The organism is Staphylococcus auricularis (assembly GCF_051172115.1).
In the GTDB taxonomy this organism is placed as follows: Bacteria; Bacillota; Bacilli; order Staphylococcales; family Staphylococcaceae; genus Staphylococcus; species Staphylococcus auricularis_A.
Window position 1 is genome coordinate 302,432 of record NZ_JBPIZN010000002.1, and the last position, 25,540, is coordinate 327,971.

At 37.1% G+C, this 25,540-nt stretch carries 24 protein-coding genes; 19 read left to right on the forward strand and 5 right to left on the reverse strand.

What is annotated here, in order from left to right; translation table 11 throughout:
* Positions 1–92: 92 nt before the first annotated feature.
* A complete protein-coding gene (locus ACSBRB_RS05600; RefSeq protein ID WP_435031955.1) occupies positions 93–749 on the reverse strand; it encodes a metal-dependent transcriptional regulator in 657 nt (218 codons plus the stop codon).
* Positions 750–870: 121 nt separating this feature from the next.
* On the opposite strand from ACSBRB_RS05600, the gene ACSBRB_RS05605 reads away from it, so the two are divergent.
* Genes ACSBRB_RS05605 through mntC form a run of 3 tightly spaced genes read left to right on the forward strand, consistent with a single transcriptional unit; the run spans position 871 to position 3,385 of the window.
* Positions 871–1,605, forward strand: coding sequence for a metal ABC transporter ATP-binding protein (locus tag ACSBRB_RS05605; RefSeq protein WP_435031956.1), 735 nt, complete (start codon positions 871–873; stop codon positions 1,603–1,605).
* Between the two features lie 5 nt (positions 1,606–1,610).
* Positions 1,611–2,435, forward strand: coding sequence for a metal ABC transporter permease (locus ACSBRB_RS05610; RefSeq protein WP_435031957.1), 825 nt, complete (start codon positions 1,611–1,613; stop codon positions 2,433–2,435).
* Between the two features lie 5 nt (positions 2,436–2,440).
* Entirely contained in the window at positions 2,441–3,385 is a 945-nt protein-coding gene (gene mntC, locus ACSBRB_RS05615; RefSeq protein WP_435031958.1) for a manganese ABC transporter substrate-binding lipoprotein MntC, read from the forward strand.
* 617 nt (positions 3,386–4,002) lie between these two features.
* On the opposite strand, the gene ACSBRB_RS05620 is transcribed toward mntC, so the two are convergent.
* The 3 genes from ACSBRB_RS05620 to tagH all read right to left on the reverse strand — a co-directional run bounded on the left by ACSBRB_RS05620 (position 4,003) and on the right by tagH (position 6,560).
* Positions 4,003–5,028, reverse strand: a complete 1,026-nt coding sequence (locus tag ACSBRB_RS05620) for an NAD-dependent formate dehydrogenase (RefSeq protein WP_435031959.1) — start codon at positions 5,026–5,028, stop codon at positions 4,003–4,005.
* Positions 5,029–5,261: 233 nt separating this feature from the next.
* Positions 5,262–5,615, reverse strand: a complete 354-nt coding sequence (locus tag ACSBRB_RS05625; protein ID WP_435032099.1) for a Na-translocating system protein MpsC family protein — start codon at positions 5,613–5,615, stop codon at positions 5,262–5,264.
* Positions 5,616–5,765: 150 nt separating this feature from the next.
* Positions 5,766–6,560, reverse strand: coding sequence for a teichoic acids export ABC transporter ATP-binding subunit TagH (gene tagH, locus ACSBRB_RS05630; RefSeq protein ID WP_435032100.1), 795 nt, complete (start codon positions 6,558–6,560; stop codon positions 5,766–5,768).
* 313 nt (positions 6,561–6,873) lie between these two features.
* On the opposite strand from tagH, the gene ACSBRB_RS05635 reads away from it, so the two are divergent.
* The 7 genes from ACSBRB_RS05635 (at position 6,874) to ACSBRB_RS05665 (ending at position 15,547) form a co-directional block, all read left to right on the forward strand.
* Complete coding sequence (locus ACSBRB_RS05635; RefSeq protein ID WP_435031960.1) at positions 6,874–7,674, forward strand: ABC transporter permease; 801 nt, start codon at positions 6,874–6,876, stop codon at positions 7,672–7,674.
* A gap of 244 nt (positions 7,675–7,918) precedes the next feature.
* Positions 7,919–9,019, forward strand: coding sequence for a teichoic acid glycerol-phosphate primase TarB (gene tarB / locus ACSBRB_RS05640; RefSeq protein ID WP_435031961.1), 1,101 nt, complete (start codon positions 7,919–7,921; stop codon positions 9,017–9,019).
* Positions 9,019–10,077, forward strand: a complete 1,059-nt coding sequence (locus tag ACSBRB_RS05645; protein WP_435031962.1) for a glycosyltransferase family 2 protein — start codon at positions 9,019–9,021, stop codon at positions 10,075–10,077. Before tarB ends, ACSBRB_RS05645 begins: the two co-directional genes overlap by 1 nt.
* Before the next feature lie 98 nt (positions 10,078–10,175).
* Positions 10,176–10,574 (forward strand): glycerol-3-phosphate cytidylyltransferase, encoded by a 399-nt coding sequence (tagD, locus tag ACSBRB_RS05650; RefSeq protein WP_059108063.1) that lies wholly within the window; start codon positions 10,176–10,178, stop codon positions 10,572–10,574.
* A 348-nt stretch (positions 10,575–10,922) separates the two neighbouring features.
* On the forward strand, positions 10,923–12,653 hold the full coding sequence (locus ACSBRB_RS05655; protein WP_435031963.1) for an ABC transporter ATP-binding protein: 1,731 nt from the start codon (positions 10,923–10,925) through the stop codon (positions 12,651–12,653).
* A gap of 376 nt (positions 12,654–13,029) precedes the next feature.
* Entirely contained in the window at positions 13,030–14,259 is a 1,230-nt protein-coding gene (locus ACSBRB_RS05660) for a NupC/NupG family nucleoside CNT transporter (RefSeq protein ID WP_435031964.1), read from the forward strand.
* Positions 14,260–14,710: 451 nt separating this feature from the next.
* The gene (locus tag ACSBRB_RS05665; RefSeq protein ID WP_107392915.1) at positions 14,711–15,547 is read left to right on the forward strand and encodes a YitT family protein; all 837 of its coding nucleotides are present in this window, start codon (positions 14,711–14,713) and stop codon (positions 15,545–15,547) included.
* A 27-nt stretch (positions 15,548–15,574) separates the two neighbouring features.
* Here ACSBRB_RS05665 and ACSBRB_RS05670 read toward each other — a convergent pair whose 3' ends face one another.
* Positions 15,575–16,468, reverse strand: a complete 894-nt coding sequence (locus ACSBRB_RS05670) for a DMT family transporter (protein WP_435031966.1) — start codon at positions 16,466–16,468, stop codon at positions 15,575–15,577.
* Between the two features lie 140 nt (positions 16,469–16,608).
* Here ACSBRB_RS05670 and ACSBRB_RS05675 point away from each other — a divergent pair, with 140 nt between their 5' ends.
* The 9 genes from ACSBRB_RS05675 (at position 16,609) to ACSBRB_RS05715 (ending at position 25,418) form a co-directional block, all read left to right on the forward strand.
* Positions 16,609–17,934, forward strand: coding sequence for an aminotransferase-like domain-containing protein (locus tag ACSBRB_RS05675; protein WP_435031967.1), 1,326 nt, complete (start codon positions 16,609–16,611; stop codon positions 17,932–17,934).
* Positions 17,935–18,248: 314 nt separating this feature from the next.
* A complete protein-coding gene (locus ACSBRB_RS05680) occupies positions 18,249–19,052 on the forward strand; it encodes an ABC transporter ATP-binding protein (protein ID WP_435031968.1) in 804 nt (267 codons plus the stop codon).
* Positions 19,053–19,064: 12 nt separating this feature from the next.
* Positions 19,065–20,066 carry a FecCD family ABC transporter permease gene (locus ACSBRB_RS05685; RefSeq protein WP_435031969.1) on the forward strand — a complete coding sequence of 334 codons (1,002 nt, stop codon included), beginning with the start codon at positions 19,065–19,067 and terminating at the stop codon, positions 20,064–20,066.
* The gene (locus ACSBRB_RS05690) at positions 20,063–21,079 is read left to right on the forward strand and encodes a FecCD family ABC transporter permease (protein ID WP_435031970.1); all 1,017 of its coding nucleotides are present in this window, start codon (positions 20,063–20,065) and stop codon (positions 21,077–21,079) included. Before ACSBRB_RS05685 ends, ACSBRB_RS05690 begins: the two co-directional genes overlap by 4 nt.
* 176 nt (positions 21,080–21,255) lie before the next feature.
* On the forward strand, positions 21,256–22,221 hold the full coding sequence (dhaK, locus tag ACSBRB_RS05695; RefSeq protein ID WP_435031971.1) for a dihydroxyacetone kinase subunit DhaK: 966 nt from the start codon (positions 21,256–21,258) through the stop codon (positions 22,219–22,221).
* Between the two features lie 12 nt (positions 22,222–22,233).
* Positions 22,234–22,809: a dihydroxyacetone kinase subunit DhaL gene (dhaL, locus tag ACSBRB_RS05700; protein ID WP_435031972.1), complete on the forward strand. Its 576-nt coding sequence runs from the start codon at positions 22,234–22,236 to the stop codon at positions 22,807–22,809.
* 1 nt (position 22,810) lies between these two features.
* Positions 22,811–23,185 (forward strand): dihydroxyacetone kinase phosphoryl donor subunit DhaM, encoded by a 375-nt coding sequence (dhaM, locus tag ACSBRB_RS05705; protein ID WP_435031973.1) that lies wholly within the window; start codon positions 22,811–22,813, stop codon positions 23,183–23,185.
* Positions 23,186–23,320: 135 nt separating this feature from the next.
* Positions 23,321–23,821 carry a hypothetical protein gene (locus ACSBRB_RS05710; RefSeq protein ID WP_435031974.1) on the forward strand — a complete coding sequence of 167 codons (501 nt, stop codon included), beginning with the start codon at positions 23,321–23,323 and terminating at the stop codon, positions 23,819–23,821.
* 529 nt (positions 23,822–24,350) lie between these two features.
* Positions 24,351–25,418 (forward strand): YkvI family membrane protein, encoded by a 1,068-nt coding sequence (locus tag ACSBRB_RS05715; RefSeq protein ID WP_435031975.1) that lies wholly within the window; start codon positions 24,351–24,353, stop codon positions 25,416–25,418.
* Positions 25,419–25,540 lie beyond the last annotated feature (122 nt).

Here is a 25,540-nt window from a genome sequence, read left to right on the forward strand (position 1 = left end):
AAACAGGTTACGATAATGGAAAAATGTTGTGAATGAGCCAATGAGGTTAGAGCTCACTACAGCATGTAATGGTTTCCTTATCGTAGCCTGTTTTATTGTGCTTCATTATTTTCAGCGAAGATATGACTCGCATTATCATAGCTCAAAATGATTAAATGTTCTCCTTTTTTAACCATAATCACTTTATTTGTATCATCTTTATTTACGATTTCAACCGTATCCCCAATAGAGATATGTTTACTTGATAAATAGATTAACAGTTCCGTACGATCTCTCACACGTTTGATTGTGACATGGTCTCCTTCCTCATACGCAAGTAAATTCGTCGTATAAATCTCTTTATATTCATTGTTACGAGGAATGATACCGCCGTGCGGACACGTCTCTGGATAATCTAAAAATTTATCCAACCGATCAGCAAATAATTGAGATACGCGATGTTCTAAGATTTCAGCCTCTTGATGTACTTCTTCCCAACTATATTCTAAAACTCTAATTAAGAAGAGTTCGATTAAACGGTGACGTTTGATGATATCAAGTGTATAAGATAAACCTTGTTCTGTTAGTTTGACCCCTTTGTAAGGTTTCGTTTTAACGTAACCCGTTTGTTCGAGACGGTTCACCATTTCACTGACAGAAGGTGGTCTAATATTTAAGTAATTGGATAATGTTTTGTTGGTTACAAACCGACTATCCCCATCATGTGTAAGGATAGCTTTAAGATAGTCTTCTTTTTCTTCGTTTAACATTGAATCACCTCACTTAACATTCACCTTATTGTATCACGAAATAACTTGACAAGCTAAAAGTTAGAGGTATATTATAAAACTTGTTAGGCATACCTAAAAATATATTAAGGAGAATAAACAAATGTTAACAGTGAAAGACCTAAATTTAACATTAGGTCACAAACAGGTACTATCAGATATTAATTTAGAAATACCCGTTGAGGGCGAAATCATCGGCATAATGGGACCGAATGGTGCTGGGAAATCATCATTGCTTAAATCAATTATTGGGGAGTTTCATGCAACTGGTGAAATGAAGCTAGACGGTAAAGATACAACGAGCCAACTTAAATCGATTACTTACATACCTCAAAAAGCACAAATCGACTTAGATTTTCCGATTAGTGTAGAAGATGTCATCATCTCAGGCGCTTACAAAGGTATTGGTTGGTTCAAGTTCGTAAAATCAAATACCAAACAGAAGTTAACAGAACTACTCGACACATTAAAACTTACGTCGCTACGTCACAATCAGATTTCTGAGTTGAGTGGGGGACAATTACAACGTGTCTTAATAGCGAGAGCGCTAATGTCAGAAAGCGACGTTTACTTCTTGGACGAACCCTTTGTCGGCATCGACTTCCAAAGTGAACAACTCATCATTCAACAATTACAAGCACTTAAAGCACAAAATAAATTAATGTTAATCGTGCATCACGATTTATCTAAAGCATCAGAGTACTTTGACAGAATTATTTTACTCAATAAAACAATCCGTTATTTCGGTGATAGTCAGGAAGCGGTTGAATCAGATAAATTGAATAAAACGTTTTTAACGAATCCGAATGACTCAGAAAGTAATATAGAAAGTGTGTGAATAACATGGATTTTTTGCAACATTTATTTGACTATCAATTCTTAAACCGTGCTTTAATTACCTCTATTGTTGTAGGTATCGCTTGCGGAACTGTTGGGAGTTTAATCATTCTACGCGGCTTATCTCTGATGGGAGATGCGATGAGTCACGCTGTGTTACCCGGGGTAGCGCTCTCCTTTGTATTTGGTATTCCTATGTTTATCGGCGCGCTCATCTCTGGTATGCTAGCGAGTTTGTTTATCGGTTTTATCTCCAATAACAGTAAGACAAAATCAGACGCAGCGATAGGGATTAGCTTTACCGCATTCTTAGCAGCTGGGGTTATCATCATCAGCTTAGTGAATAGTGCGACAGATTTACAGCACATTCTATTTGGTAACTTACTCGCTGTTACAAACAGTACATTGATGTCTACAGTGATTGTCAGCGCGATTGTTATTGCGCTCATCATTATTTTTTACAGACCATTGAAAATATCTACCTTTGATCCAACATTTAGTAGAATGAGTGGCTTGAATACAGGCTTAATCCATTACTTTATTATGTTACTCTTATCACTTGTTACAGTCGCAAGTATTCAAACAGTAGGTATTATCTTAGTTGTCGCTTTACTCGTAACACCAGCTTCAACTGCATTCTTAATCTGTAAAAAATTACATACGATGATGATTGTAGCCAGCCTAATCGGTGTCGTTAGTTCGATTGTCGGACTCTTCTTCAGTTACATCTACAACATACCAAGTGGTGCGACAATTGTACTCTGCGCATTCTTCATTTATGTCATTGTGTTTGCAGCTCAAAAATTAAAATTTAAAGTTCAGAAGGGATAGATAATATGAAAAAAATTGCAGTCTTATTGATGGCTTTACTCGTTTTTCTTGCAGCTTGTGGTCAAGGTGGAGGAAGCAGTGAAGGCAACGATGAAGGTAATAAAGGTGAAAAGCTTAACGTCGTAACAACGAACTCAATTCTTTATGATATGGTGAAAAATGTAGCCGGAGATAAAGTTGAAATACACAGTATCGTACCGATTGGACAAGATCCACACGAATACGAAGTGAAACCAAAAGATATTCAACAAATCACTGATGCAGATGTCGTTTTCTACAATGGTTTCAACCTTGAAACAGGTAACGGTTGGTTCAACAAAGCGTTAGAACAAGCTGATAAATCATTAGACGATGATGAAGTTGTCGCTGTTTCTGATAAAGTGGATCCTATTTATTTAAATGGTGAAGAGAAGAAAGATTCTAACCGTGACCCTCACGCTTGGTTAAGCTTAAGTAACGGTGTGAAATACGTTGAAGCCATTCAAGATACATTAGAAAAACAAGACAAAGACAACAAAGATGATTATAAAAAAGACGGTGACAAATACATCGATAAATTGAAACAATTAGATAAAGACAGTAAAGATAAATTCGATGATATTGACGAAGATGACCGTAACATGATCACAAGTGAAGGTGCATTCAAATACTTCGCACAAAACTTTGATATTAACGCTGGTTACATTTGGGAAATCAACACTGAAAAAGAAGGTACACCAGAACAAATGAAACAAGCAACTAAATTCGTAGAAGACAATGATGTGAAACACCTATTAGTTGAAACAAGTGTCGATTCAAGAAGTATGGAAAGTTTAAGTGAAGAAACAGACAGAGATATCATCGGTAAAGTTTATACAGACTCTATCGGTAAAGAAGGTAGCGATGGTGACTCATACTACGACATGATGAAACACAACATCGATATCGTGCATAAAAGTATGGAAAAATAATCTTAGTTCGATAAGAACATGTTAAAGAACGATGTGAGAGGGTGTCCACTATGAGTTTAGCGATATCTCAATGAGGCACGCTCTACAACATTGTTAAAGAGATAGATGCTTTGATGTACATATAGCTTACATCAAACTGATATCAGTACGACCTAAAACCAAGGTGGATGAATCAAGAGAATATTTGATAGAGATATTGTCTTGAGTAGTCCCATATCGTACGTACACCTCCAAAATAACCATAGAAGCTTTCAATTGATAGGCGAACCACGTCTACATAAGCTGACCTCGTATGACTACAATTGTTCGTATAGTTAGAGTAAAAACCATATGAGTCACTTATGATGGCATTTATAATACGTACGATATGGTGGTATTCAAGCTTAAATAATCAGCAAGCGTATAGACGGTTGTTAATCCTCCCCCGTTTACGCGCCAAAGCCCCTACATGAGATTGATGGCTCATGTAGGGCTTTTTTATACGTTAGATTCACCACACAATAAAAATGCCCTTTAATGTATCATAGTAGTTTCACAGATACATTAAAGGGCTGATGTTATTATTTAAACGCATGACTCTGTTTGAACTGTTAAGGGGATTTAAGGGTTAAAGGGTTTTATTTTGCATTATAACTTGCGCTAGAGATCTGACCACCTGAAACAATCACGTCTTTATCTTGGAAAGGTTCATCGTTAAAGAAGCGAGTTAAGATATCTTTCACGCCTGCTTCAATACGTTCTTGGGCTTCTAATGTCATACCTGAATAGTGTACAGTCATACCATTTCGTGGCATTGAACGCCATGGGTGATCTGCAGGCGCTGGTTGAGGATACCAAACATCACCGGCATAGCCTTGGATGTGTTCACTTTCCAAGTGTTTGACTAAATCATCTTTATTTACGATTTTACCTCTGGCAGTATTGACTAAGTAGCTGCCTTCTTTCATTTTACTGAGTACATCATCATTGAATAAATCTTCTGTTTCTGGTGTGAGTGGTGAATGAATCGTAATGGCATCACTCGTTTGTACAAGGGTATCGAAATCTACGAATTGAGAGTGCTCAGTGTCTTGTTGGTTGATTGGATCGTAGTGTTGTAATTTAACGTTAAATGGTACGAGACGATCAGCAACCAGTTGGCCAATACGTCCGAAACCAAAGATGCCGATAGTTTTATTTTGTAGTTCATGCGCATGATTACCTACTTGTGATAGTTTCCATTCACCGTCTTTAGCTTGGTGGTGACCTTCTTCATAGTTGCGTAATAGGATTAATAAATCCATCACCGCATGTTCAGCGACACTGACGGTATTACTACCTGTGACTTCAACGACACCGACATTGTTTTCACTTGCGGCTTGTAAGTCTACATGGTCTGAACCTACACCTGCAGTAATTGCAAGTTTAAGGTTAGGTGCTTGTTCAAGACGTTCTTTCGTCATGTACGCAGGATAGAATGGCGCACTGATTACGACATCCATATCTGCTAAATGTTTGTCCAAATCTGCTTCGCCATCATTTAAGATGACGAGTTTATGTCCTTTATCTTGTAGAAATGGTTTGAGGCCAATTGCTTTTTCGCTGTTCAATAGTTGGTTGTCTTGACCTGCTTCAGCCTCTGGAAATAGTGCTACAATTTTCATGTATAAAACACTCCTTCATATAATGATTTATTGTTTAGTTAGTGCGTAATGGACGCTGTGACATGATTAGAAAATACAAAAATACCCGATGCGTTCTGTACGTACCACCTCCTTTAAATGGCATAAATCAAGCGTCTGTTGATTAAGCATTTAGCAGAAGGGAGTAGCATACAAGCACCGGGTACTCTATACCAATCCCTATATTGAAATGTTCATTTCAATATAGCTATGTGTTATTCTTCTATATTTTGATCGAAAACGAAGACTGAAACGACTTCATCGTCTTCGAGCGAGATATCTGTAAATAATTTAACAAATTTTGCACCAACGAGTTCTTCCATCTCTGTGGGAGACTCTTTTTGATACAATGCTTTGATTTCTTCTGTTCTACCGTATTTCAGCATACTTTCGAAATCTTTATTTTGTAAGTAAAAGTTTTCCACTTTACTCAAACTGCCAGTCATATGAGCGATAGCCCAATTATCTTTGAAGAACACTTTTATTGTGTCTGGACCTTTACCGATGTAAGATTTACGGTATTTACGCACAAGATTGGCAAAGGTTTGAACTTTGTCTGAGTTTGCGATGTGCTCACCCCATTTAATTCTTACTGATTTTGGTTTCACTAAGAATTCTATTTCATCATAATCCGTTTTTAATGATATGAAAAGCGTTTTGCTTAACTTGCTCATTCATTTTCAAAATAATAAATTGAAAATAAACGTGTTATCTATTTTTTATTTTACTGTAAAACGTGACTGATCAAGGTTAGATCTAAATTGTTTTTGTTCTGCTTTAGATTTTTGTTTAAAATCTTTGAGGAAAGCTTCGTATTCAGGTAATACTTCATTTAGCTCACCGTATTGTTTTAACTTTCCACCTTCAATCCATGCAATTTTCGTACAGAAATCACGGACTTGTTTCATGTTGTGGCTGACGAAGAAAATCGTCTTACCTTGTTGTTTGTATTGATAGATTTTATCTAAGCATTTTTGTGTAAACGTTTGGTCCCCGACAGAAAGGGCTTCATCGATGACTAAAATGTCAGGATCCACTGTGATATTAATCGCAAAGCCAAGTTTTGCTCGCATTCCACTTGAATATTTCTTCACCGGTTGATAAATAAATTCACCGAGTTCACTGAATTCAACGATTTCTGGTGTCAGTGCTTTAATTTGTTTACGCTTAAAGCCCATGCACAACATCTTAAATTCAATATTATCAATACCTGAGAGTTGCGCATTTAAGCCTGCGTTAATGGCGATGACACTTACGATACCGTTACGTTTGATGCTACCTTCAGTAGGTGTAAGAGAACCGCCGATTATATTGCTGAGTGTGGATTTACCAGAGCCGTTAATACCGACAAGGCCGATGACGTCACCTTCGTATGCTGTGAGAGAAAAATCTTTCATCGCGTAAAAGGTTTTATTTTTATGAAATGGAATGAATGCATCCTTCAGTCGCTCTTTATTATTGCGATAGATACGGTATTCTTTCGTTATATGTTCAATGTTTACCGATACGTTCATCATGATACCTTCCTTATTTACAATTGAGCTTATTATATTATACCTTAAAACTATTGTGAAATTTATTAACCTATTGTAAAGTAAATGGGTACGATTGACCAATAGGTTTTCGTAGCTTCATAATCATAGGCATTGTACCATGAAATGACGCGAATACAACGGTTAAATCAACGAAAACTAAAAAATATGACGTTTGATTGATAAATAACATTGAATTAAATGAAAAATATAAGACTGAGTCTGCTGAAACAAAGAAGAATTAGATATAATAGAAAAAACAGCGCATACACCAGTCGAAAGTGTGGTTTATTAAATGAAAGCAGTTTGGACTGTTCTAAAGGAACATGTAAAGAACTTTTATCTTATTCAAAGATTAGCCCAGTTCCAAATTAAAATTGAAAACACGAATAACTATCTGGGCTCAGCATGGGAAGTCATCAACCCAGCTATGCAAATCCTCGTTTATTGGTTTGTATTCGGTTTAGGGTTCCGTCAAAATCAGCCCATCCACGGTATTGATTTTATTTATTGGCTCTTAGTCGGTATCAGCATGTGGTTCTTCGTAAACCAAGGTGTGTTAGAAGGGGCCAAAGCGATTACGATGAAATACAATCAAGTTGCTAAAATGAACTTCCCGTTATCAATTATTCCAACGTATATCGTTACAAGTCGGTTTTACGGTCATATCGCATTGTTAATTGTCATCATGATTATCTGTGCGTTCGCAGGTTATCCGCCGACGATTTACGCGGTGCAATTACTTATTTTTGTTCCATTCGCATTCTTACTAACGGCATCCATTGCACTCGTCACGTCGACATTAGGGGTTATCATTCGCGATACCCAAATGGCTCTACAGGCGTTTATGCGTATCGTCTTTTACGTTTCTTCTATTTTATTCTTACCACCAGAAGGCATTGTGAAAGACATCGTTCAATTGAACCCAGTCTACTTCTTAGCAGAGTCTTATCGTTCTGCAATTCTTTATCACGAGTGGTTCTTTATCGAACATTGGGAACTGTTTGTGTACAATATCTGTATTGTCGTCGTGTTATTTGTACTCGGTTCAATCCTTCATGTGCGTTACCGAGATCATTTTGCCGACTTTATGTAACATAAGCAATCTAATCAATAGTGATAAGGACATACCGTCGCTTTGTGGTGAAGGTATGTCTTTTTTGTTTGGCTGCGTGATTTGAACCCTTTTTCTTTTTGAAAATAATAGTCGTAAGGAACTTCGTTTTTCTATAATTTATCGAATGAACAAGCTATAATGTATAGTGATTTCATGCAAAAGAAGATGCCTACGTCATAGGATGAATGAAGCGGCGTGACTTTTGTAGATGAGTGGTGAAGCAATGAGACAGTTGATTAAACAAACGTATTTAACAATTATTCGTATATTAAATGTGATTTTCTTCATGAATCGTATTAAACCGCAACACATTGTGATTATGATGACCTTTCCAGAAGATGTATTACCGATCATTCGTGAACTCGATCAACGTGGATATAGACTTTCGGTCATCGCAAAGAACAAAGATCGTGCATTATTAAAGCCCTTTAACCATGTTACTTATGTTCCAGCGGGTAATAAGCAGGTTTTTAAACAGATGAAAGTATTGAGTAAAGCAAGTGTGATCATTATCGATACATATTATTTACTCCTCGGTGGTTTTCATAAGAAAAAAGGACAAACTGTGATTCAAACCTGGCATGCAGCTGGTGCGTTGAAATACTTTGGGCTAAAGGATCATCAAGTAGATTTAAATAACCCGCGTATGGTGAAACAATACCGCAGCGTATATGATACGACAGATTATTATCTCGTCGGCGGGGAACCTATGGCAACGTGTTTCAGAGAAGCGTTCGAAGTTAATGATGATCATATTTTACTCATAGGATTACCGCGATTAGTGCCTTACTGTGAAATGGATGTTATGGCTGAACAACAACAATTGAAAGCAACGTATGGTATAGCAGGGCCCTTAGCTATATACGTACCGACATATAGAGAACACCAACAAGCCAATCGATCTATTGATCCTGAACAGTTGCACGAAATACTACCAGAATTTACAATCATCAATAAACGTCATCCTTCTGTTGCAGATCAAGCGCAAACAACGATTTCATTACAAGAACTCATGACGATGGCAGATTTGATTATCACAGATTATAGTTCATTAGCGATTGAAGCGAGTTTATTAAATAAGCCGGTATTGTTTTATGTATATGATGAAGCAGAATACGAGAGAGAACGTGGATTGAATCGCTATTATCAAGCTATTCCTGAACAATACAAAGCTTACGATACTGCGCAATTGTTTGAGCGATTGAAGCATTTTAACGAACATCAGCAGCAATGGAAACCTTTATTTAACGATTGGCATACGTATAATAGTAGACATAGTTTAGCGCAGCTACTTGCGTTTATAGAAAGGATTACGGTGAAATAATGAAGATTTCAATAATCATTCCTGTATACAATGCAGCCGATACCATATATAGAACGGTGCACTCCATCGATACGAAACGAGATACAGAGATTATATGTATAAACGACGGTTCAACAGATGAAACGGCTGATCGATTGGAGACATTGAAACAACAATTTCCTACTATGAAAGTGATCCATCAAGACAATCAAGGGGCAGCAGCGAGTCGAAATGTTGGGTTAAGTTACATGACTGGAGATGCATTCATGTTTATCGATGCAGACGATGAATTTTTAACGAGTCGCATTGATTTAATAGCTGATGCATTTGAACAAGATCCCAATGTAGATATCGTGGTAGGTCAAATCGGACGGGATTATCACGGAGAATGGAAAGCCATACCGACACACCAACCCATTCAAAAACATGAAAAAGTAACATTCGCTCAGTGTCCTGAAGTACTCCAATCTATTGGCCCAGGGGCTAAATTGTTTGATGCAAAATTGAATGATTTACGTTTTGATACAGATGTCGTGTTTTGTGAAGAACATACATTTATGACCCAAGCCTATAAACGAGCGAGTGATATTCAACTGTTACCACAAGTCGTTTACGGCTATAATCAACAATTAGGTTCTGTGACAGAACAGCGTGTCGACCGTTTCCATGATTATATGAAAGATGCGTTAAAAGTAAGAAAACGCGTGATGGATGCGCTGATGTTATTAGACTTACGCCTATATTATAGTTATCGCATGGATGAACTGATCGTGAGTTACTTAATTCAAGGCTATTTAACCGTACATCCTACGCTGTCACAAGAGATTATTGATGATGTGACGGAATATATCGAAGCGATGCAACATACTGACTATGATGGCGGTGCCTTATTCCGTATTGTAAAAGCAGTCGAACAAGCTGGTACCGGCTGGACAAAATCAATTTATGAACAGTGGCAACAAACGCTCATTGGTGTAGGCATTAAACGACCTCAATATTATATCTTTAAAGCGAAAGTGTTACCCAAACGGTTAAATTATAAAGGAAAAACCCAATTGAAGCAGCGTTTTAAGAAGTAGAAATGAGGCTCTGTATATTTGCTAGACGGCATGAGGGTTCTGTGCTAAGATGTTAAGAAATTGTAAACATCCGCAGATAAAGGAGATAAAACAGAACGATGAAACGTGTCATAACATATGGAACGTATGACCTTTTACATTATGGACATATCGAATTACTACGAAGAGCAAGAGAAATGGGCGATTATCTCGTTGTCGCATTATCTACAGATGAATTTAATCGCATTAAAAATAAAAAATCTTATTATAACTATGAACAACGTAAAATGATGCTCGAATCCATTCGCTATGTTGATTTAGTCATACCTGAATCGAACTGGGATCAAAAGCCCCAAGACGTCGAGACGTATGATATTGATATCTTCGTTATGGGTCACGATTGGGAAGGCGAATTTGATTTTCTCAAAGACCAGTGTGAAGTGATTTACTTAAACCGTACAGAAGGTATTTCGACTACACAAATCAAACGCGAATTATATGGAGAAAATGCAAGATAGCTTGGTATCAAATCAATGAATATCCCCACGATATAAGGTGAACCTTAAGCCTATATTGTGGGGTGTTTTATTTTAGGTAAATGCTGTTTAATGATTTCTATACTGATCATATTTCAGATAACGTTAGTTTTGTTTCGACAAAAGGTGTTATAATCAAAATGACAAAAAAGGATGTGTCTACATAGATGCATCTCGTTAGTTATCCCATACCTCCAATTCTTTATGCTGACAAAGAGATCAATGAAACATAGTTCTGATAGCAAGGATGAATCTAATATTTTTAAATACATAGGATGATCTTTAATATAAGGAAATGAGGAGAGAAAAATTAATAAGAGAGGTTACATAATGAAACAACAGAATCCTTTGTTCTTTTTATTTAAGAAATTTAAGTGGCCCAAAGGGTTAATTATAGCGGCTGTTATTATTTCTTCATTAGGAAGCTTCTCTGGGCTACTTGTACCATTATTTACCGGGAAATTAGTTGATAATTTTTCATTTTCCGATCTCAATGGCACGTTTATTGTTGGTTTTGCCGTTGTATTTATTCTGAATACCATTTTAAGTGGGCTAGGTATTTATCTCTTAAGTAAAATAGGTGAAAAAATTATTTATGCGATTCGATCTGTATTATGGCAACATATTATTCATCTTCGTATGCCATTCTTCGACCAAAATGAAAGTGGTCAACTGATGAGTCGTTTAACGGATGATACGAAAGAAATTAATAATTTCATTTCGCAAAAGTTACCGACATTATTTCCATCTGTGATTACATTGATTGGTTCTTTAATCATGCTATTTGTCATGGACTGGAAAATGACTTTACTCACATTCATCACGATACCGGTCTTCGTGTTAATTATGATTCCACTCGGTAAAGTCATGCAGAAAATTTCTACACAAACTCAAAGTGAAACAGCTAATTTTAGTGGTTTACTCGGACGTGTATTGACTGAAATGCGTTTAGTCAAAGTATCGAATACGGAAGGCTTAGAACTAAAAAAAGCGCACGATAATTTAGATGAAATTTATAAACTTGGATTAAAACAAGCGAAAATTGCGGCAGTCATTCAGCCAATTTCAGGACTCATTATGTTATTTACGATAGCGATTATCCTTGGATTCGGTGCGATTCGCATTGCTTCAGGCGCGATTACAGCAGGGACATTAATTGCTATGATCTTCTATGTGCTTCAATTGTCAGTGCCTCTCGTGGAATTATCTACGTTAATCACAGACTATAAACGTGCAGTAGGGGCAAGTAGTCGTATTTATGAAATTATGAATGAACCCCAAGAAACAATTGAGATTAAAAATCCAACACCAGCTAGTGACATCAAAGATGGGAGCCTTCGTTTTGATGATGTGAACTTCAAATATGATGTCACACCAATTTTGAAAAATGTGTCGTTTGAAATTTTACCGAACAAAGTGACAGCATTCGTCGGTCCTTCAGGTTCAGGAAAGAGTACGATATTTAATGTGATCGAACGGATGTATGAGATTGAGTCGGGATCGATTACATATGCGGATCGCTCGATTTATGATATTCCGCTTGCGGCTTGGCGTCATAAAATAGGTTATGTCATGCAATCTAATGCCATGATGAACGGTACAATCAGAGATAATATTTTATACGGTATCAACCGTGAAGTTTCTGATGATGAACTCATTGAATATACCAAACTCGCCAATTGTCACGATTTCATCGAACAGTTTGATGAAGGTTATGACACGGTCGTTGGAGAACGTGGTTTGAAACTATCTGGCGGTCAACGTCAACGTATTGATATTGCGCGTAGTTTCATTAAAAATCCTAATATCTTGTTATTGGATGAAGCAACGGCCAATTTAGATAGTGAAAGCGAACGTAAAATTCAAGATGCACTTGAAACATTAATGAAAGGACGTACCACAGTTGTCATTGCGCACCGACTTTCTACTATTAAAAAGGCAGAACAAATTATATTTATCGATCATGGTGAAGTGACGGGTGTAGGTACACACCAAGGATTGATGGCTACACATGAAAAATATCAACAATTTGTCGAAACACAGAATTTAACAGAAGAATGAGGGTGTAGAAAGATACCCACAAAAATCATTAGAAATTTTTTCATATTTGAGCTCCTTTGAGTTATAAAAGTTAATCTATATTATTGTTGTATGCTTCATTAACATAACACAATAACCGTTCATTATTGATACGAAAGTAATTAAATTGTCATAAATACGAACATAAAATTGTTATTTTGTTTGAATGTCCGTCGTGTTATAATAGTTGAGTGAGTTTGAGAGAGAAAAAAATCATCGTAGTCAGTCATATTTATATAAATTTTCATCATTAGAGATTGTCTAATTACTTCTTTAACTCATAATGCAATACATATCGTTGTTACTTGTTTTATTGATTAACTTCAATTTTTTGAAAAAAGAATGGTGGGAAAAACACATGTTTTTAGTTATTAATATCATTGGGTTGTTGGTATTTCTAGGTATTGCTTACATATTTTCTAGAAGTAGAAAAGACATCCACTGGAGCTCAGTTGGAATTTTAGTCGTACTTAACTTGATTCTTGCTTGGTTCTTCATCTACTTCCCTTATGGTAAAAATGCAGTTGAAGGATTAGCAAATGGGATTTCTTGGGTGATTGATTCAGCACATGCTGGGACAGGTTCAGCATTCCCAAGTTTCGTAAACAGGGAAGATATGGATATGGCGATCAGCGCGCTATTCCCAATCTTACTCGTAGTACCGTTATTCGATATCTTAATGTACTTTAATATCCTCCCTAAATTAATGGGTGGTATTGGTTGGTTGCTCGCAAAAATTACACGCCAACCTAAATTCGAATCTTTCTTCGGCGTTGAAATGATGTTCTTAGGTAATACTGAAGCATTAGCTGTTTCTAACGAACAATTAAAACGTATGAAAGAGACACGTGTACTTACCGTTGCGATGATGGCAATGAGTTCTGTATCAGGGGCAATCGTCGGCGCTTATGTAACGATGGTGCCAGGGGATCTCGTACTAACGGCGATTCCGCTTAACATCATCAATGCGTTGATTGTGACTGCAATTTTAAATCCAGTTACTTTAGAAGAAAAAGAAGACGTCATCTACAGTATTGAAAATGAAGAAGTAGAACGCCAACCGTTCTTCTCATTCCTAGGAGATTCAGTACTGGGTGCTGGTAAATTGATCTTAATTATCATCGCATTCCTCATCAGTTTCGTAGCCTTATCAGATTTACTAGACCGTGTGATTCAATTACTTACAGGTCTTGTAGCTAATGGTTTAGGTTTCGAAAAAGGCTTTGGTTTAGACCAAATTCTTGGTGTATTCATGTATCCATTTGCGTTACTCCTAGGTTTACCTTGGGACGAAGCGTGGATGGTTGCTCAACAAATGGCGAAAAAAATCGTAACCAACGAATTTGTAGTTATGCAAGAAATCAAAGATGTTATCGATAGTTATTCACCACATAGAAAAGCTGTCTTAACAACATTCTTAATTTCATTCGCGAACTTCTCAACAATCGGTATGATTGTAGGTACGTTAAAAGGTATTGTTGATAAAAAAGCATCCGATTTCATTGCGAAATATGTTCCAATGCTATTGTTATCAGGTATCCTCGTATCACTCATGACTGCCGGCTTTGTAGGATTGTTTTCTTGGTAAGAACTGAATAGACATAAAAAATAAAAGGCCATTAAGGACGTTCGTTAACACCTTAATGGTCTTTTAATATGTCATTCATTTGGACAAAAAATTAAAGCCAAGACAATGAAGTGAGGAGACACGTTCATCATTACTTGGCTTTACGGGAAATGAATTAATGGTATGTAAACGCGAAGGACTAGGTCACATTTACATACGTTGAGCAAAAATTTGTTTGTTACTATAAACAACACAAAGGAGATGGCTCCTTGCTTAACATGCTCAGCAAGAAGTTAAAATTTATTATAGCAAATCTCTTACAATACGTAAACGGAAAATTCAGAAATTTAGCAAAATAAATTTAGGCATTCGTCTTTATCATAGAACAGCGTTAAATGGGCGCTATTGTGGTTTTTACTAATTTTTGCTAATATTCAATTGATTAATATAATTTAAAAGGGGGACGTCGAACATGAAAAAATTAGTACGCGATATCATCCTCGTCGTGCTTGGCTCGTTTGTTTTTTCAGCGGGGGTTAATTTGTTTATTATTTCTGGTAACCTCGGTGAAGGCGGGGTCACAGGATTAGCGATCGTACTTTATTATGCTTTTGGACTTTCAACAGGGATTACCAACTTTGTGTTAAATGCGATATTAATAGTGGTAGGCTATAAATTTTTAAGTAAACGTAGTATGTATTTGACGATTGTTGCCACGGTATTAATATCAGTCTTTTTGAGTTTAACAGAAGGATGGCACATTGAAACAGGTAATGTCATCGTGAATGCAGTGTTCGGCGGAAGTTGTGTCGGTCTTGGGATTGGAATCATTGTACTTGCAGGGGGCACCACAGCAGGTACGACGATTTTAGCACGTATCGCGACGAAATATTTAGATATTAGTACACCGTATGCGTTGCTATTCTTTGACTTGATCGTCGTGTTAATTTCTATAACTGTCATTCCAATTTCAAGTGCACTCGTGACAGTTATTTCATTATATATCGGTACGAAAGTGATGGAATACGTAATCGAAGGTTTAAATACGAAAAAGGCGCTTACGATTATATCTAGTCGTCCAGACGCAGTAGCTAAAGCGATAGATGAACAAGTTGGACGTGGACTTACATTGCTAAACGGCCGTGGTTATTATACAAAAGAAGAAAAAGATGTCCTCTATGTGGTTATTACTAAAACACAAATCACAAAAGCGAAACGCATTATTAAGAAAATCGATAACAATGCGTTTATTGTGATCCATGATGTACGTGATGTCTATGGTAATGGTTTCTTAGTCGAGGAACATTAACTTATTTTAAAACGGAATACGAACAGTTCAGGAGTGGTGTTGTTTAGGCATATTAACAAATACCACTCCTATTATTATGATTACAGCACCTACGATATGATAAAGATGGAACGGTTCATTCAATAATAATATGCCAGATAGGATTGTGATGAGTGTAGCTAAGTTATTAAATACCGTCACTTGTATGACTGGCAATTGAGAGACGGCGTATATAGACAGTAATGACGTACCAAATGTTGAGAGCACACCGAGAAAAATCAATGAAGCGAGATAGGGAATTTGAGTCAATGACTGACCGTAATTTGAGAATGTGCCGCCACTGAAGAAATAAACGACATTAAAAAATATGAAACCAATCAACATGATATAAATCGTTATTTTAATGGGAGCAATCTGTTGTGAAACATGCCGGGATAACACTTGCCAAATTGCTGTTGCAAAGACTGAAAGTAAAATGAACAAGTTACCTATAAAATGCAGTTCGTTGACATCTTGAACATTCATCAGTTGGAGAAATATGACCCCAGCAATGCTGAGAAGAATGCCAACCAATTGTGCCTTTCTCACGGCTTCTTTTAAAAATAAAATACCTAACAATACCGTGATTGCGGGGGCCACAGCTTGGATAATACCAGCTTCAGTCACTGTAGACTGACTGAGCCCATAGATTTGGCTACTAAAGAAAATAATAGGATAAAAAATAGAAATCACAATGACTAGCATAAGTTCTTTAATATTTAATTTTAAAGATAATGGTTTAAAGATAAAGAATACGAGCACACCGATAAAGGCAAAGGTAAACCGTTGCGCCAAAATTAAGATTTGGCTTTCGAACTCGATTGATATTTTCACAAACATAAAGGATAAACCGATAATAACTGAAAATACAAAAGCAACAATGAGTGCTTTATGATCTTTCATGCGAAACCCTCCTATAGATATAACATAATAGAATAAGTCACTATTGAGGGAATGAAATGAATCAAATGTATCGATACAAATTACTATTGTTGTGTATCTATTTATCCACACTCTGTTAAATTGAAAAAAGGAGGCCCGCCATGCACAAATATCAAATGATTGCGAGTGAATTGTCCCAATTGATAGATGAAGGGCGTTATCGAGATCGTCTTCCTACGATTAGATCATTGATGACGATGTTTCATGCGAGTCAGTCTACAATTAAGCAAGCGTTACAATTATTGGTTCAAGCAAACAAAGTTTATAACAAACCGAATGCAGGTTACTTTATTATACCCACCCGCGTTGAACAAAGTGAATCTGAGTTAATTTATGATTTTTCTACAGCGTCAACGTCGTGGACTGATTTTCCCATGGCGCATTACGTCCACTGTTTAGATATTGCATTTAACAATGAAAAAGAAGATTTATTTACGTATGGAGATGTAACAGGCCAGACAGCGTTAAAATATTCGTTTCAAACATTGTTAGCTGATCAGCATATCTTCGCGAAAACAGATCAAATTGTGATTACGAGTGGCACACAACAAGCGCTACATCTCTTAGCGCTCATGATGAAGACCAACCATGACAAAATATTGATTGAGCAGCCCACATATCATCAGATGGTGAATCTCATCGAACGGTTGGATTTGAATTATGCGACATTCGGAAGACATTTAGATGAATTTGATATTGACGTTTTTGAAGCGGTCGTCCAACGCGCTCAGCCTGATTATGTGTATTTAATGCCGCGTTTACACAATCCACTCGGCACGACAATCACTGAGACGGATAAGGTTAAACTCATTCGACTCGCTTACAGATATCATTTTTATATAATAGAAGATGATTATCTCGGTGATTTTGAACATCATAATGCATACAAATCTCTCTACGAATTAGATGATCAACAACACGTCATTTATTTAAAAAGCTTTTCGAAAATCATGTTTCCTGGGCAAAGATTAGGATTTGCTGTATTACCTGAGAAATTAGGTGAATCATTTATCAAGATGAAAGAAATTGCAGACATCCAAACCAATACATTAAGTCAATTGATGATGCAGACGTTTATACGAAGCGGACTCTATGATGCACATAAAAATAACATTATCACGAAACACCGCCAAAAAGTGAAAATACTGCAATATGCTTTAAAGCGCTATTTTTATCATTATCAGTATAACGACAACAATAAATTGCACACGGTCATTAAGTTACCCAAACGGATCAATATGACTGGGTTGTATCGGGATTTTGAGCAATTTGGCATTCGGGTGGATGATTATCGAAAAAATTATATAACAGGGTATCCTGAGAAAGATAAATTTTTAAAACTCAATACAACTCGTATCGCCGAAGATCAAATCGATCCAGGCTTACGCCTTATACGACAAGCGATCCGCCATAACCAAATGTTTTAAAATCGGAGCATAATCAATATGTAAGCGCAAACATCGTTTCAAACTTTATACCATATTAGACCCATAAAATTTGAATTTTAGATTAGCCAATAGGATTAAAAGATGCTATAATACTTTCTATGATAATGATTATCAGTTGCTGTTAGAAACCATTAACAGAACAATGATGAATATTTTAAAAATGTAATTTGGCACACAGTTCAAATTTTATATATAAGCAAAGATCAACCTATAACCTTAAGAAGGTATAGAAGAATAGGAATGTTACCTTTATCACAGCTTAGAATTCAATTGCTTTGGGAGGAAAGATGAGTATGACTCGTTTAAATGGTAGAGAGGTTACAATAGGTTATGGCGACAACATCATAGTCGATAATTTAGATGTAGAGATTCCTGATGGTAAAATTACTTCTATCATTGGGCCAAACGGTTGCGGGAAATCTACATTACTAAAAGCACTTTCTCGTTTACTCGCACCGAAAAAAGGTGAAGTAGTCTTAGATGGTGAAGACATCAATCGTCAATCTACAAAAGAAGTGGCGAAAAAAATTGCAATCTTACCGCAATCACCAGAAGTCGCAGATGGTTTAACAGTAGGAGAGTTAGTCTCTTACGGTCGTTTCCCACACCAAAAAGGATTTGGTCGCTTAACCGCCGAAGATAAACAACAAATTGATTGGGCGATGTCTGTTACTGGGACAGATGAATTCCGTTATCGTTCCATTAATGATTTGAGTGGTGGTCAACGCCAACGTGTTTGGATTGCGATGGCTATCGCTCAAGGTACAGATATTATCTTCTTAGACGAACCAACCACTTACCTAGATATTGCACACCAATTAGAAATCTTAGAATTGGTGACTCAGCTTAATCAAGAACAAGGCTGTACCATCGTGATGGTTTTACACGATATTAACCAAGCCATTCGTTTTTCAGATCACTTAATTACAATGAAAGATGGTAGAATTGTGGCAGAAGGCAGCACAGAACAAGTGTTGACGAAAGAAATCTTAGAACAAGTATTTGATATAGATGTTGAGATTAGCATTGATCCACGTAACAGTAAACCGATGTTAATGACTTATGATTTATGCCGCAAAAGATATTCCAAAGTATAAGGACACGATGAAATGCAGACGAACAATAAAGGAAATTTTCATTTTATAACAACATTGATTGTAACAGCGATACTGTTGGTTGTGGCATTAATTTTTTCTATTACTTATGGCGCAGCAGATATCCATATTTCAACAATTATTGATGCAATATTCAATTATGATTCAACAAATCAACAGCATAACATTATTAGTGAAATTCGTATCCCTCGAGATATAGGCGCACTGTTAGTCGGCGTATCACTCGCCACAGCTGGGGCAGTCATTCAAGGCGTAACGAAAAACAGTTTAGCAGACCCAGGATTGATTGGATTAAATTCAGGTGCGCTTTTCATGTTGGCGCTGACGTTAGGATTTTACCCTGCAGCGCCATTTCTTGTGCTCATGTTCGCAGGATTTTTAGGTGCGATGCTTGGTGGTACGATTGTACTCATGATGGGTCGTGCACGCAGTGATGGCTTTAACCCGATGCGTATCATCTTAGCCGGGGCTGCTGTCAGTGCGATGTTAACCGCACTAAGCCAAGGGATAGCTTTAGCATTTAGAATTAACCAAGATCTTACCTTCTGGACAGCAGGTGGTGTGTCAGGTACGAATTGGAATCAGCTTTTCTGGTCCACACCGTTTATTCTGATTGCACTGATATGTATTCTCGTAATGAGTAAACAATTAACGATTTTAAACCTAGGTGAATCGCTTGCGAAAGGCTTAGGTCAAAATGTTTCACTTATTCGTGGCGTATCGCTCGTATTGTCTATGATACTAGCGGGTATCGCAGTAGCGATGGTAGGTCAGGTCGCATTTGTAGGGTTGATCGTGCCTCACACTGTACGTTACATAGTTGGCACGGACTACAGTCGTGTCATTCCGATGACCGCATTACTAGGCGCGTTACTCGTCCTTGTCGCAGATACGGTTGCACGAATGTTGGGTGAAGCACCTATGGGCGCAATCATTTCATTTATCGGCGTCCCTTACTTCTTATATCTTGTTAAGAAAGGGGGTCGCGCAGCATGATTGATCCTAAGATTAAGACAAAACAACGCATAACGATTGCAATCCTAATTGTACTCTTGATTGCAGCCGTGATTTGGAGTATGACCTCAGGGGAATACAAGTTGTCGTTTCAACAGATTTTACATACGATCCTCGGACAAGGAGAGTACACTGAGAATTTAATTTTACTCGATTTCAGAATGCCGAGAATGCTCATCACATTACTCGTAGGTGCTGCCCTCGCAATGAGTGGTGCGATTATTCAAAGTATCACACGTAATCCGTTAGCTGAACCAGGGATTCTCGGTATCAATGCGGGTAGTGGTTTCGCCATCGCATTATTTATTACAATTGGCCATATCGATCCGAGCACTTTTGTTTATGTATTACCTTTAGTGAGCTTAATCGGTGGTGTGGTTACATCGCTTATTATATTTGGTTTAAGTTATAACCAAGGTAAAGGGATCACCCCTTCTAGCATGGTGTTGATTGGTGTCGGGTTAGCAACAGGATTAACCGGCGCTTCCTTGACATTGATGGCTAAGTTTGATGAGGATCAGGCCGAATTTATAGCAACTTGGTTCGCAGGTAATATATGGGGAGATGAGTGGGCATTTGTCATTGTATTTTTACCATGGGTATTGATTATCGTTCCATTTTTATTTGCGAAATCCAACGTCTTAAACTTATTAAACACACATGAATTTGTAGCACAAGGTGTCGGCGTTCGTGTGAGTATAGAGCGCTTTGTGTTGTTAATCACAGCCGTCGTATTATCATCAGCTGCTGTTTCAGTAGCAGGTTCAATCGGCTTCATTGGATTGATGGGACCGCACATTGCGAAGTCCATCGTCGGACCACGTCACCAATTATTTCTACCGATTTGTATTTTAGTGGGTGCTTGTCTGTTAGTTTTTGCAGATACAGTAGGTAAAGTGATTTTACAACCTTCAGGCGTGCCTGCAGGTATTGTGGTTGCTGTAATCGGGGCCCCTTACTTCTTATATTTAATGTATAAAACTAGATCAGTTTAATGATATATAGCGGTTGAGACCATTTCTTAGAGTGTCTCAATCGCTTTTTTCATTTGGTTGGAAAATGAAGCCATTTAAATAGAAGTATGTTTAAGAAAGCGGTCACAGTGAAATTCGCATGAAGTACTATAATTGAGGTATACTATAAGCAACTTAGATTGGAGGAGGTTAGGAGTATGAAAAAATTAATCAAAGCACGTGAACAAATGATTCAAGATATGTTAGCAGGATTAGATATACAAGATGATACAGTAACAGTGATAGAAGATACAGTCGTCGTAAGAGCACAACAAAAGCAATCAGGTGTCGCTATCGTTTCAGGAGGAGGAAGCGGTCATGAACCCGCACACGCTGGTTATGTAGCGGAAGGCATGTTAGATGCGGCTGTATGTGGTGAGATTTTTACTTCGCCGACTCCAGATAAAATATTAAGTGCAATCAAATCCGTCAATACTGGTGACGGGGTATTACTGATTGTGAAAAACTATGCTGGGGACGTCATGAACTTTGAAATGGCTCAAGAAATGGCGGAAATGGAAGACATCTCCGTTGAAATGGTCGTTGTCCGAGATGATGTCGCTGTGAGCAATGTAGAACAACGTAGAGGTGTCGCAGGTACGATCCTCGTGCACAAATATGCTGGTTATTTAGCTGAACAAGGTCTAAGTTTACCAGACATCAAAGATCGAGTTACTGCATTTAATGAAGGTATCAAATCGATAGGTATGGCACTCACTGCACCTTACGTACCGACAACAGGGCAGTATGGATTTGATATCGCTGAAGACGAGATGGAATTAGGCATCGGTATTCATGGGGAAAGAGGCATTTCTAAAGAACCGATGCAAGCAGTCGACGAGGTCGTTAAACGTCTCCTCGATACAGTATTAAAAGAAGTCGATGCTAAGGAAGTCGTTGTAATGGTCAACGGTATGGGCGCTATACCACTGTCTGAACTTAATATCGTAACGAAATATACTGCTGAATTATTAGACCAACACGAGATCAAGGTGCAATATTGGTTTGTTGGAGATTATATGACCTCACTCGATATGCAAGGCGTATCGCTCACACTTGCTCCTGTAACAGATGATCAGTTAACCGCATTAACCGCACAATCAGAGAGTCAATATTTTAAATAAGGAGAGTTATACATGGATGTATATGAAATGAAAGATCACTTTATTCAATTAGTTGAAGTATTTGAAAATCAAGAATCTCTCTTAACTGAACTAGATCGTGCTATCGGCGACGGAGACCATGGTGTGAACATGTTGAGAGGATTTCAAGCACTCCCTCCAAAGCTCAACGACAGTTCAATGTCTGAGTTATTTAAATCAATAGGTATGACGCTCATGTCTCAAGTAGGTGGGGCTTCCGGACCATTGTATGGCTTTAGCTTTGTGAAAATGGCTCAAGTCGTCAACGATGAGATCGATAGAGACAATTTGAAAGAGGTATTAAAGGCATTTTCAGATGCTGTCGCACAACGTGGTAAAGTTTCATTAAATGAAAAAACGATGTTTGATGTCATTGAACGTGCACGACAAGCGGTGGCAGATAACCAAACTGTATCTCTCTCTACACTTCAATCTTTTGCTGACGATACAAAAGATATTGAAGCCACAAAAGGTAGAGCAGCTTATTTTAAAGAGGAATCTTTAGGACATGTCGATCCAGGGGCACAAAGTAGTGTTTATATATTAAACGCATTAATAGGAGATGAGTAATATGACAAGTATTGTATTGGTGAGCCATAGTGAGCAAGTGGCTCAAGGTACGAAAGCAATATTACAACAAATGGTTTCCAATGTAGAAGTAGCGTGCCAAGGTGGTCATCAAGGTGAGATTGGAACATCGTATGAAGCGATTCAACGAATGATTGATGGCTTAACTGATGACGCGATTTGCTTTTACGACATCGGTTCAGCAGGCATGAATTTAGATATGGCACTTGAACTTTATCAAGGTTCACAACGCATTGTAAAAGCAGAAGCTCCTATTGTGGAAGGGAGTTTTACAGCTGCAGTGAAGTTATCACTCGGAGCAACTATTGATGAAGTCCTCGATGAATTAGACAAGCATTTCCCTATAAGCGATCAATAAGTTATATGATGTTATAAAACAATTTTAGAAACAAAAAATTTAAGAATCATTCAGTTAACAAATGATTAATATAGCAAAATATGATAGAATGTAGATTGATTGTAAGAGAAATGAAAAGTAGGAGGACAAAGAGCCATGAAAGATTTAATAAAAAAACATGTCTTAAACGGCGAATTTGAGTCTGTAAAGCGCTTAATGTCCGAAACAGATTTTATGGATTTTGAAGAAGCATTTATTTCTAGTGCACATGAAGTAGAAAGTACGATGTATTACACATGCGTATTAGATATGATGAAAGAAGAAGAAACGGCTGAATTACACGATTTAGCATTCTTACTTCTCGTGTATCCGTTAAGTGAATTTAAAGGTGCTTTAGATTCAGCTTACTATCATGCAGAGTCTTCTATCCAGTTAACTGACGGTAAAGAAGTTAAAAGTTTACTCCAAATGTTGTTACTTCACGCAGTACCAGAACCAGTGATTTCTGATAAACATGCGTTAGAAGTCGCACGACAAATTTTAAAATTAGATCCATCAAACAATGTCGCACGTAATGTAGTGAAAGACACTGCTAAACGTCTTGATCAAGTTGTGGTTGACTTTAATGAGTTAGCCCAGTTCAAAAATACGGACTAATGGTGTCTATGAGCGCCTCCTTTTGAGAAAAATGAAATTTTAAACAACATAAAGGATGAAACGCCCTCGACGTTAACCACTGCGGTTAATGATTAGGGCGTTATTTTAATGTGTATGGCTATCAAATGACATTTTTAATTAAAATGTATCACGTTCACGCGGCAAGCATCATAGCTGAAATTGTAAAAAGAAGTGGACAAATAGGTCCAAAGTCGGATGAAAATGAAATTTTTAATGCGGAAATTTTACACTTTAGAAAATGTGTGAATTTTCTCAAACATCCTATTAATTATTCGATATAATGTATAGTTATAAAAAGCATAAACGTCTCGTTACCTCTATTAAGGTAATCCGTAATATTTTGAGCTTATTTTTATTACTTGGAAGAGATTATTTAAAATTAAATTTTAATGTATTTTGTAAACTTCGCTAAGTGCAATTATGTAAAAATACACTTGTTAGCATTGCATTATGTTGTTAGTACGTTATAATATTTTAATGTGTTGACTATGAGGAGGTAAAAAAATACATGGGCTTTAATAAAGAAGCAATAAAAATTGGTTTTGCTTATGTGGGGATTGTAGTCGGCGCCGGATTCTCTACCGGGCAAGAAGTCATGCAATTCTTCTCACAATATGGACTATGGGCTTATGTCGGTGTTATCCTTTCCGGATTAATTCTCGGATTTATTGGCCGACAAGTTGCTAAAATTGGTTCAGCATTCGATGCTACCAATCATGAGTCTACATTAACTTATTTATTCGGTAATGGTTTAGGTAAAGTTGTAGACTATCTATTAGTTTTCTTCCTATTCGGTATTTCAGTAACAATGATAGCCGGAGCAGGATCAACATTTGAAGAAAGTTTTAACATTCCAACATGGTTAGGTTCATTAATCATGGTAGGTATCATTTATATCACATTATTAATGGACTTTGAAAAAATCGTCCGTGCATTAGGTGTTGTTACACCATTCTTAATCATCTTAGTTGTGATTATCGCAGCTTATTATTTACTCAACGGCGATATTGGATTAAACCAAGTTAACGATGTAGTTGAAAATGACAGTCCTTGGTTAGCTATCCTCTATGGTATTAACTATGGTGGTTTAGCATTCGCAGTTGGATTCAGTACTGTCGTAGCAATCGGCGGTGACGCATCTGGTAAACTTGTTTCAGGTGCTGGTGCATTATTCGGTGGTGTGGTATACATGGTATTACTCGCACTTATCAACTTTGCATTACAATCTGAATATCCAGCAATCAAAGACGCATCTATTCCTACATTGTCATTAGCGAATAGCATCCATCCTTGGATTGCAATTGTTTTATCTGTCATCATGTTGGCAGTTATGTACAACACAATTCTTGGACTAATGTACTCATTTGCTTCAAGATTTACAGAACCGTATTCTAAAAAATACCATATCTTCATTATTGTCATGGTATTAGCGGCATACGTTCTAAGCTTCGTAGGATTCGATGGACTTGTCGATAAATTATACCCAATCATGGGTTATGTAGGCTTAATCGTTGTTATCGGCGTGCTTATCAAATATTACCTACGTAAACGTAAAAACAAAAACTTCATTGCTTAATGTTCAAGCAATATTGAGATAAGATGCATCATAAGTAGAAAGCTCAAAGTGTAAGAGATTACGCTTTGGGCTTTTTTATGTTACCTGAAACTCACACGTGCATATTGTTTTGTAAAAATTTT

Excerpts from the sequence above, each read along its gene's own strand:
- ACSBRB_RS05600 (WP_435031955.1), bottom strand. The coding sequence starts at position 749 with ATGTTAAACGAAGAAAAAGAAGACTATCTTAAAGCTATCCTTACACAT.
- ACSBRB_RS05605 (WP_435031956.1), top strand. The coding sequence starts at position 871 with ATGTTAACAGTGAAAGACCTAAATTTAACATTAGGTCACAAACAGGTA.
- ACSBRB_RS05610 (WP_435031957.1), top strand. The coding sequence starts at position 1,611 with ATGGATTTTTTGCAACATTTATTTGACTATCAATTCTTAAACCGTGCT.
- mntC (WP_435031958.1), top strand. The coding sequence starts at position 2,441 with ATGAAAAAAATTGCAGTCTTATTGATGGCTTTACTCGTTTTTCTTGCA.
- ACSBRB_RS05620 (WP_435031959.1), bottom strand. The coding sequence starts at position 5,028 with ATGAAAATTGTAGCACTATTTCCAGAGGCTGAAGCAGGTCAAGACAAC.
- tagH (WP_435032100.1), bottom strand. The coding sequence starts at position 6,560 with ATGAACGTATCGGTAAACATTGAACATATAACGAAAGAATACCGTATC.
- ACSBRB_RS05635 (WP_435031960.1), top strand. The coding sequence starts at position 6,874 with ATGAAAGCAGTTTGGACTGTTCTAAAGGAACATGTAAAGAACTTTTAT.
- tarB (WP_435031961.1), top strand. The coding sequence starts at position 7,919 with ATGAGACAGTTGATTAAACAAACGTATTTAACAATTATTCGTATATTA.
- ACSBRB_RS05645 (WP_435031962.1), top strand. The coding sequence starts at position 9,019 with ATGAAGATTTCAATAATCATTCCTGTATACAATGCAGCCGATACCATA.
- tagD (WP_059108063.1), top strand. The coding sequence starts at position 10,176 with ATGAAACGTGTCATAACATATGGAACGTATGACCTTTTACATTATGGA.
- ACSBRB_RS05655 (WP_435031963.1), top strand. The coding sequence starts at position 10,923 with ATGAAACAACAGAATCCTTTGTTCTTTTTATTTAAGAAATTTAAGTGG.
- ACSBRB_RS05660 (WP_435031964.1), top strand. The coding sequence starts at position 13,030 with ATGTTTTTAGTTATTAATATCATTGGGTTGTTGGTATTTCTAGGTATT.
- ACSBRB_RS05665 (WP_107392915.1), top strand. The coding sequence starts at position 14,711 with ATGAAAAAATTAGTACGCGATATCATCCTCGTCGTGCTTGGCTCGTTT.
- ACSBRB_RS05670 (WP_435031966.1), bottom strand. The coding sequence starts at position 16,468 with ATGAAAGATCATAAAGCACTCATTGTTGCTTTTGTATTTTCAGTTATT.
- ACSBRB_RS05675 (WP_435031967.1), top strand. The coding sequence starts at position 16,609 with ATGCACAAATATCAAATGATTGCGAGTGAATTGTCCCAATTGATAGAT.
- ACSBRB_RS05680 (WP_435031968.1), top strand. The coding sequence starts at position 18,249 with ATGACTCGTTTAAATGGTAGAGAGGTTACAATAGGTTATGGCGACAAC.
- ACSBRB_RS05685 (WP_435031969.1), top strand. The coding sequence starts at position 19,065 with ATGCAGACGAACAATAAAGGAAATTTTCATTTTATAACAACATTGATT.
- ACSBRB_RS05690 (WP_435031970.1), top strand. The coding sequence starts at position 20,063 with ATGATTGATCCTAAGATTAAGACAAAACAACGCATAACGATTGCAATC.
- dhaK (WP_435031971.1), top strand. The coding sequence starts at position 21,256 with ATGAAAAAATTAATCAAAGCACGTGAACAAATGATTCAAGATATGTTA.
- dhaL (WP_435031972.1), top strand. The coding sequence starts at position 22,234 with ATGGATGTATATGAAATGAAAGATCACTTTATTCAATTAGTTGAAGTA.
- dhaM (WP_435031973.1), top strand. The coding sequence starts at position 22,811 with ATGACAAGTATTGTATTGGTGAGCCATAGTGAGCAAGTGGCTCAAGGT.
- ACSBRB_RS05710 (WP_435031974.1), top strand. The coding sequence starts at position 23,321 with ATGAAAGATTTAATAAAAAAACATGTCTTAAACGGCGAATTTGAGTCT.
- ACSBRB_RS05715 (WP_435031975.1), top strand. The coding sequence starts at position 24,351 with ATGGGCTTTAATAAAGAAGCAATAAAAATTGGTTTTGCTTATGTGGGG.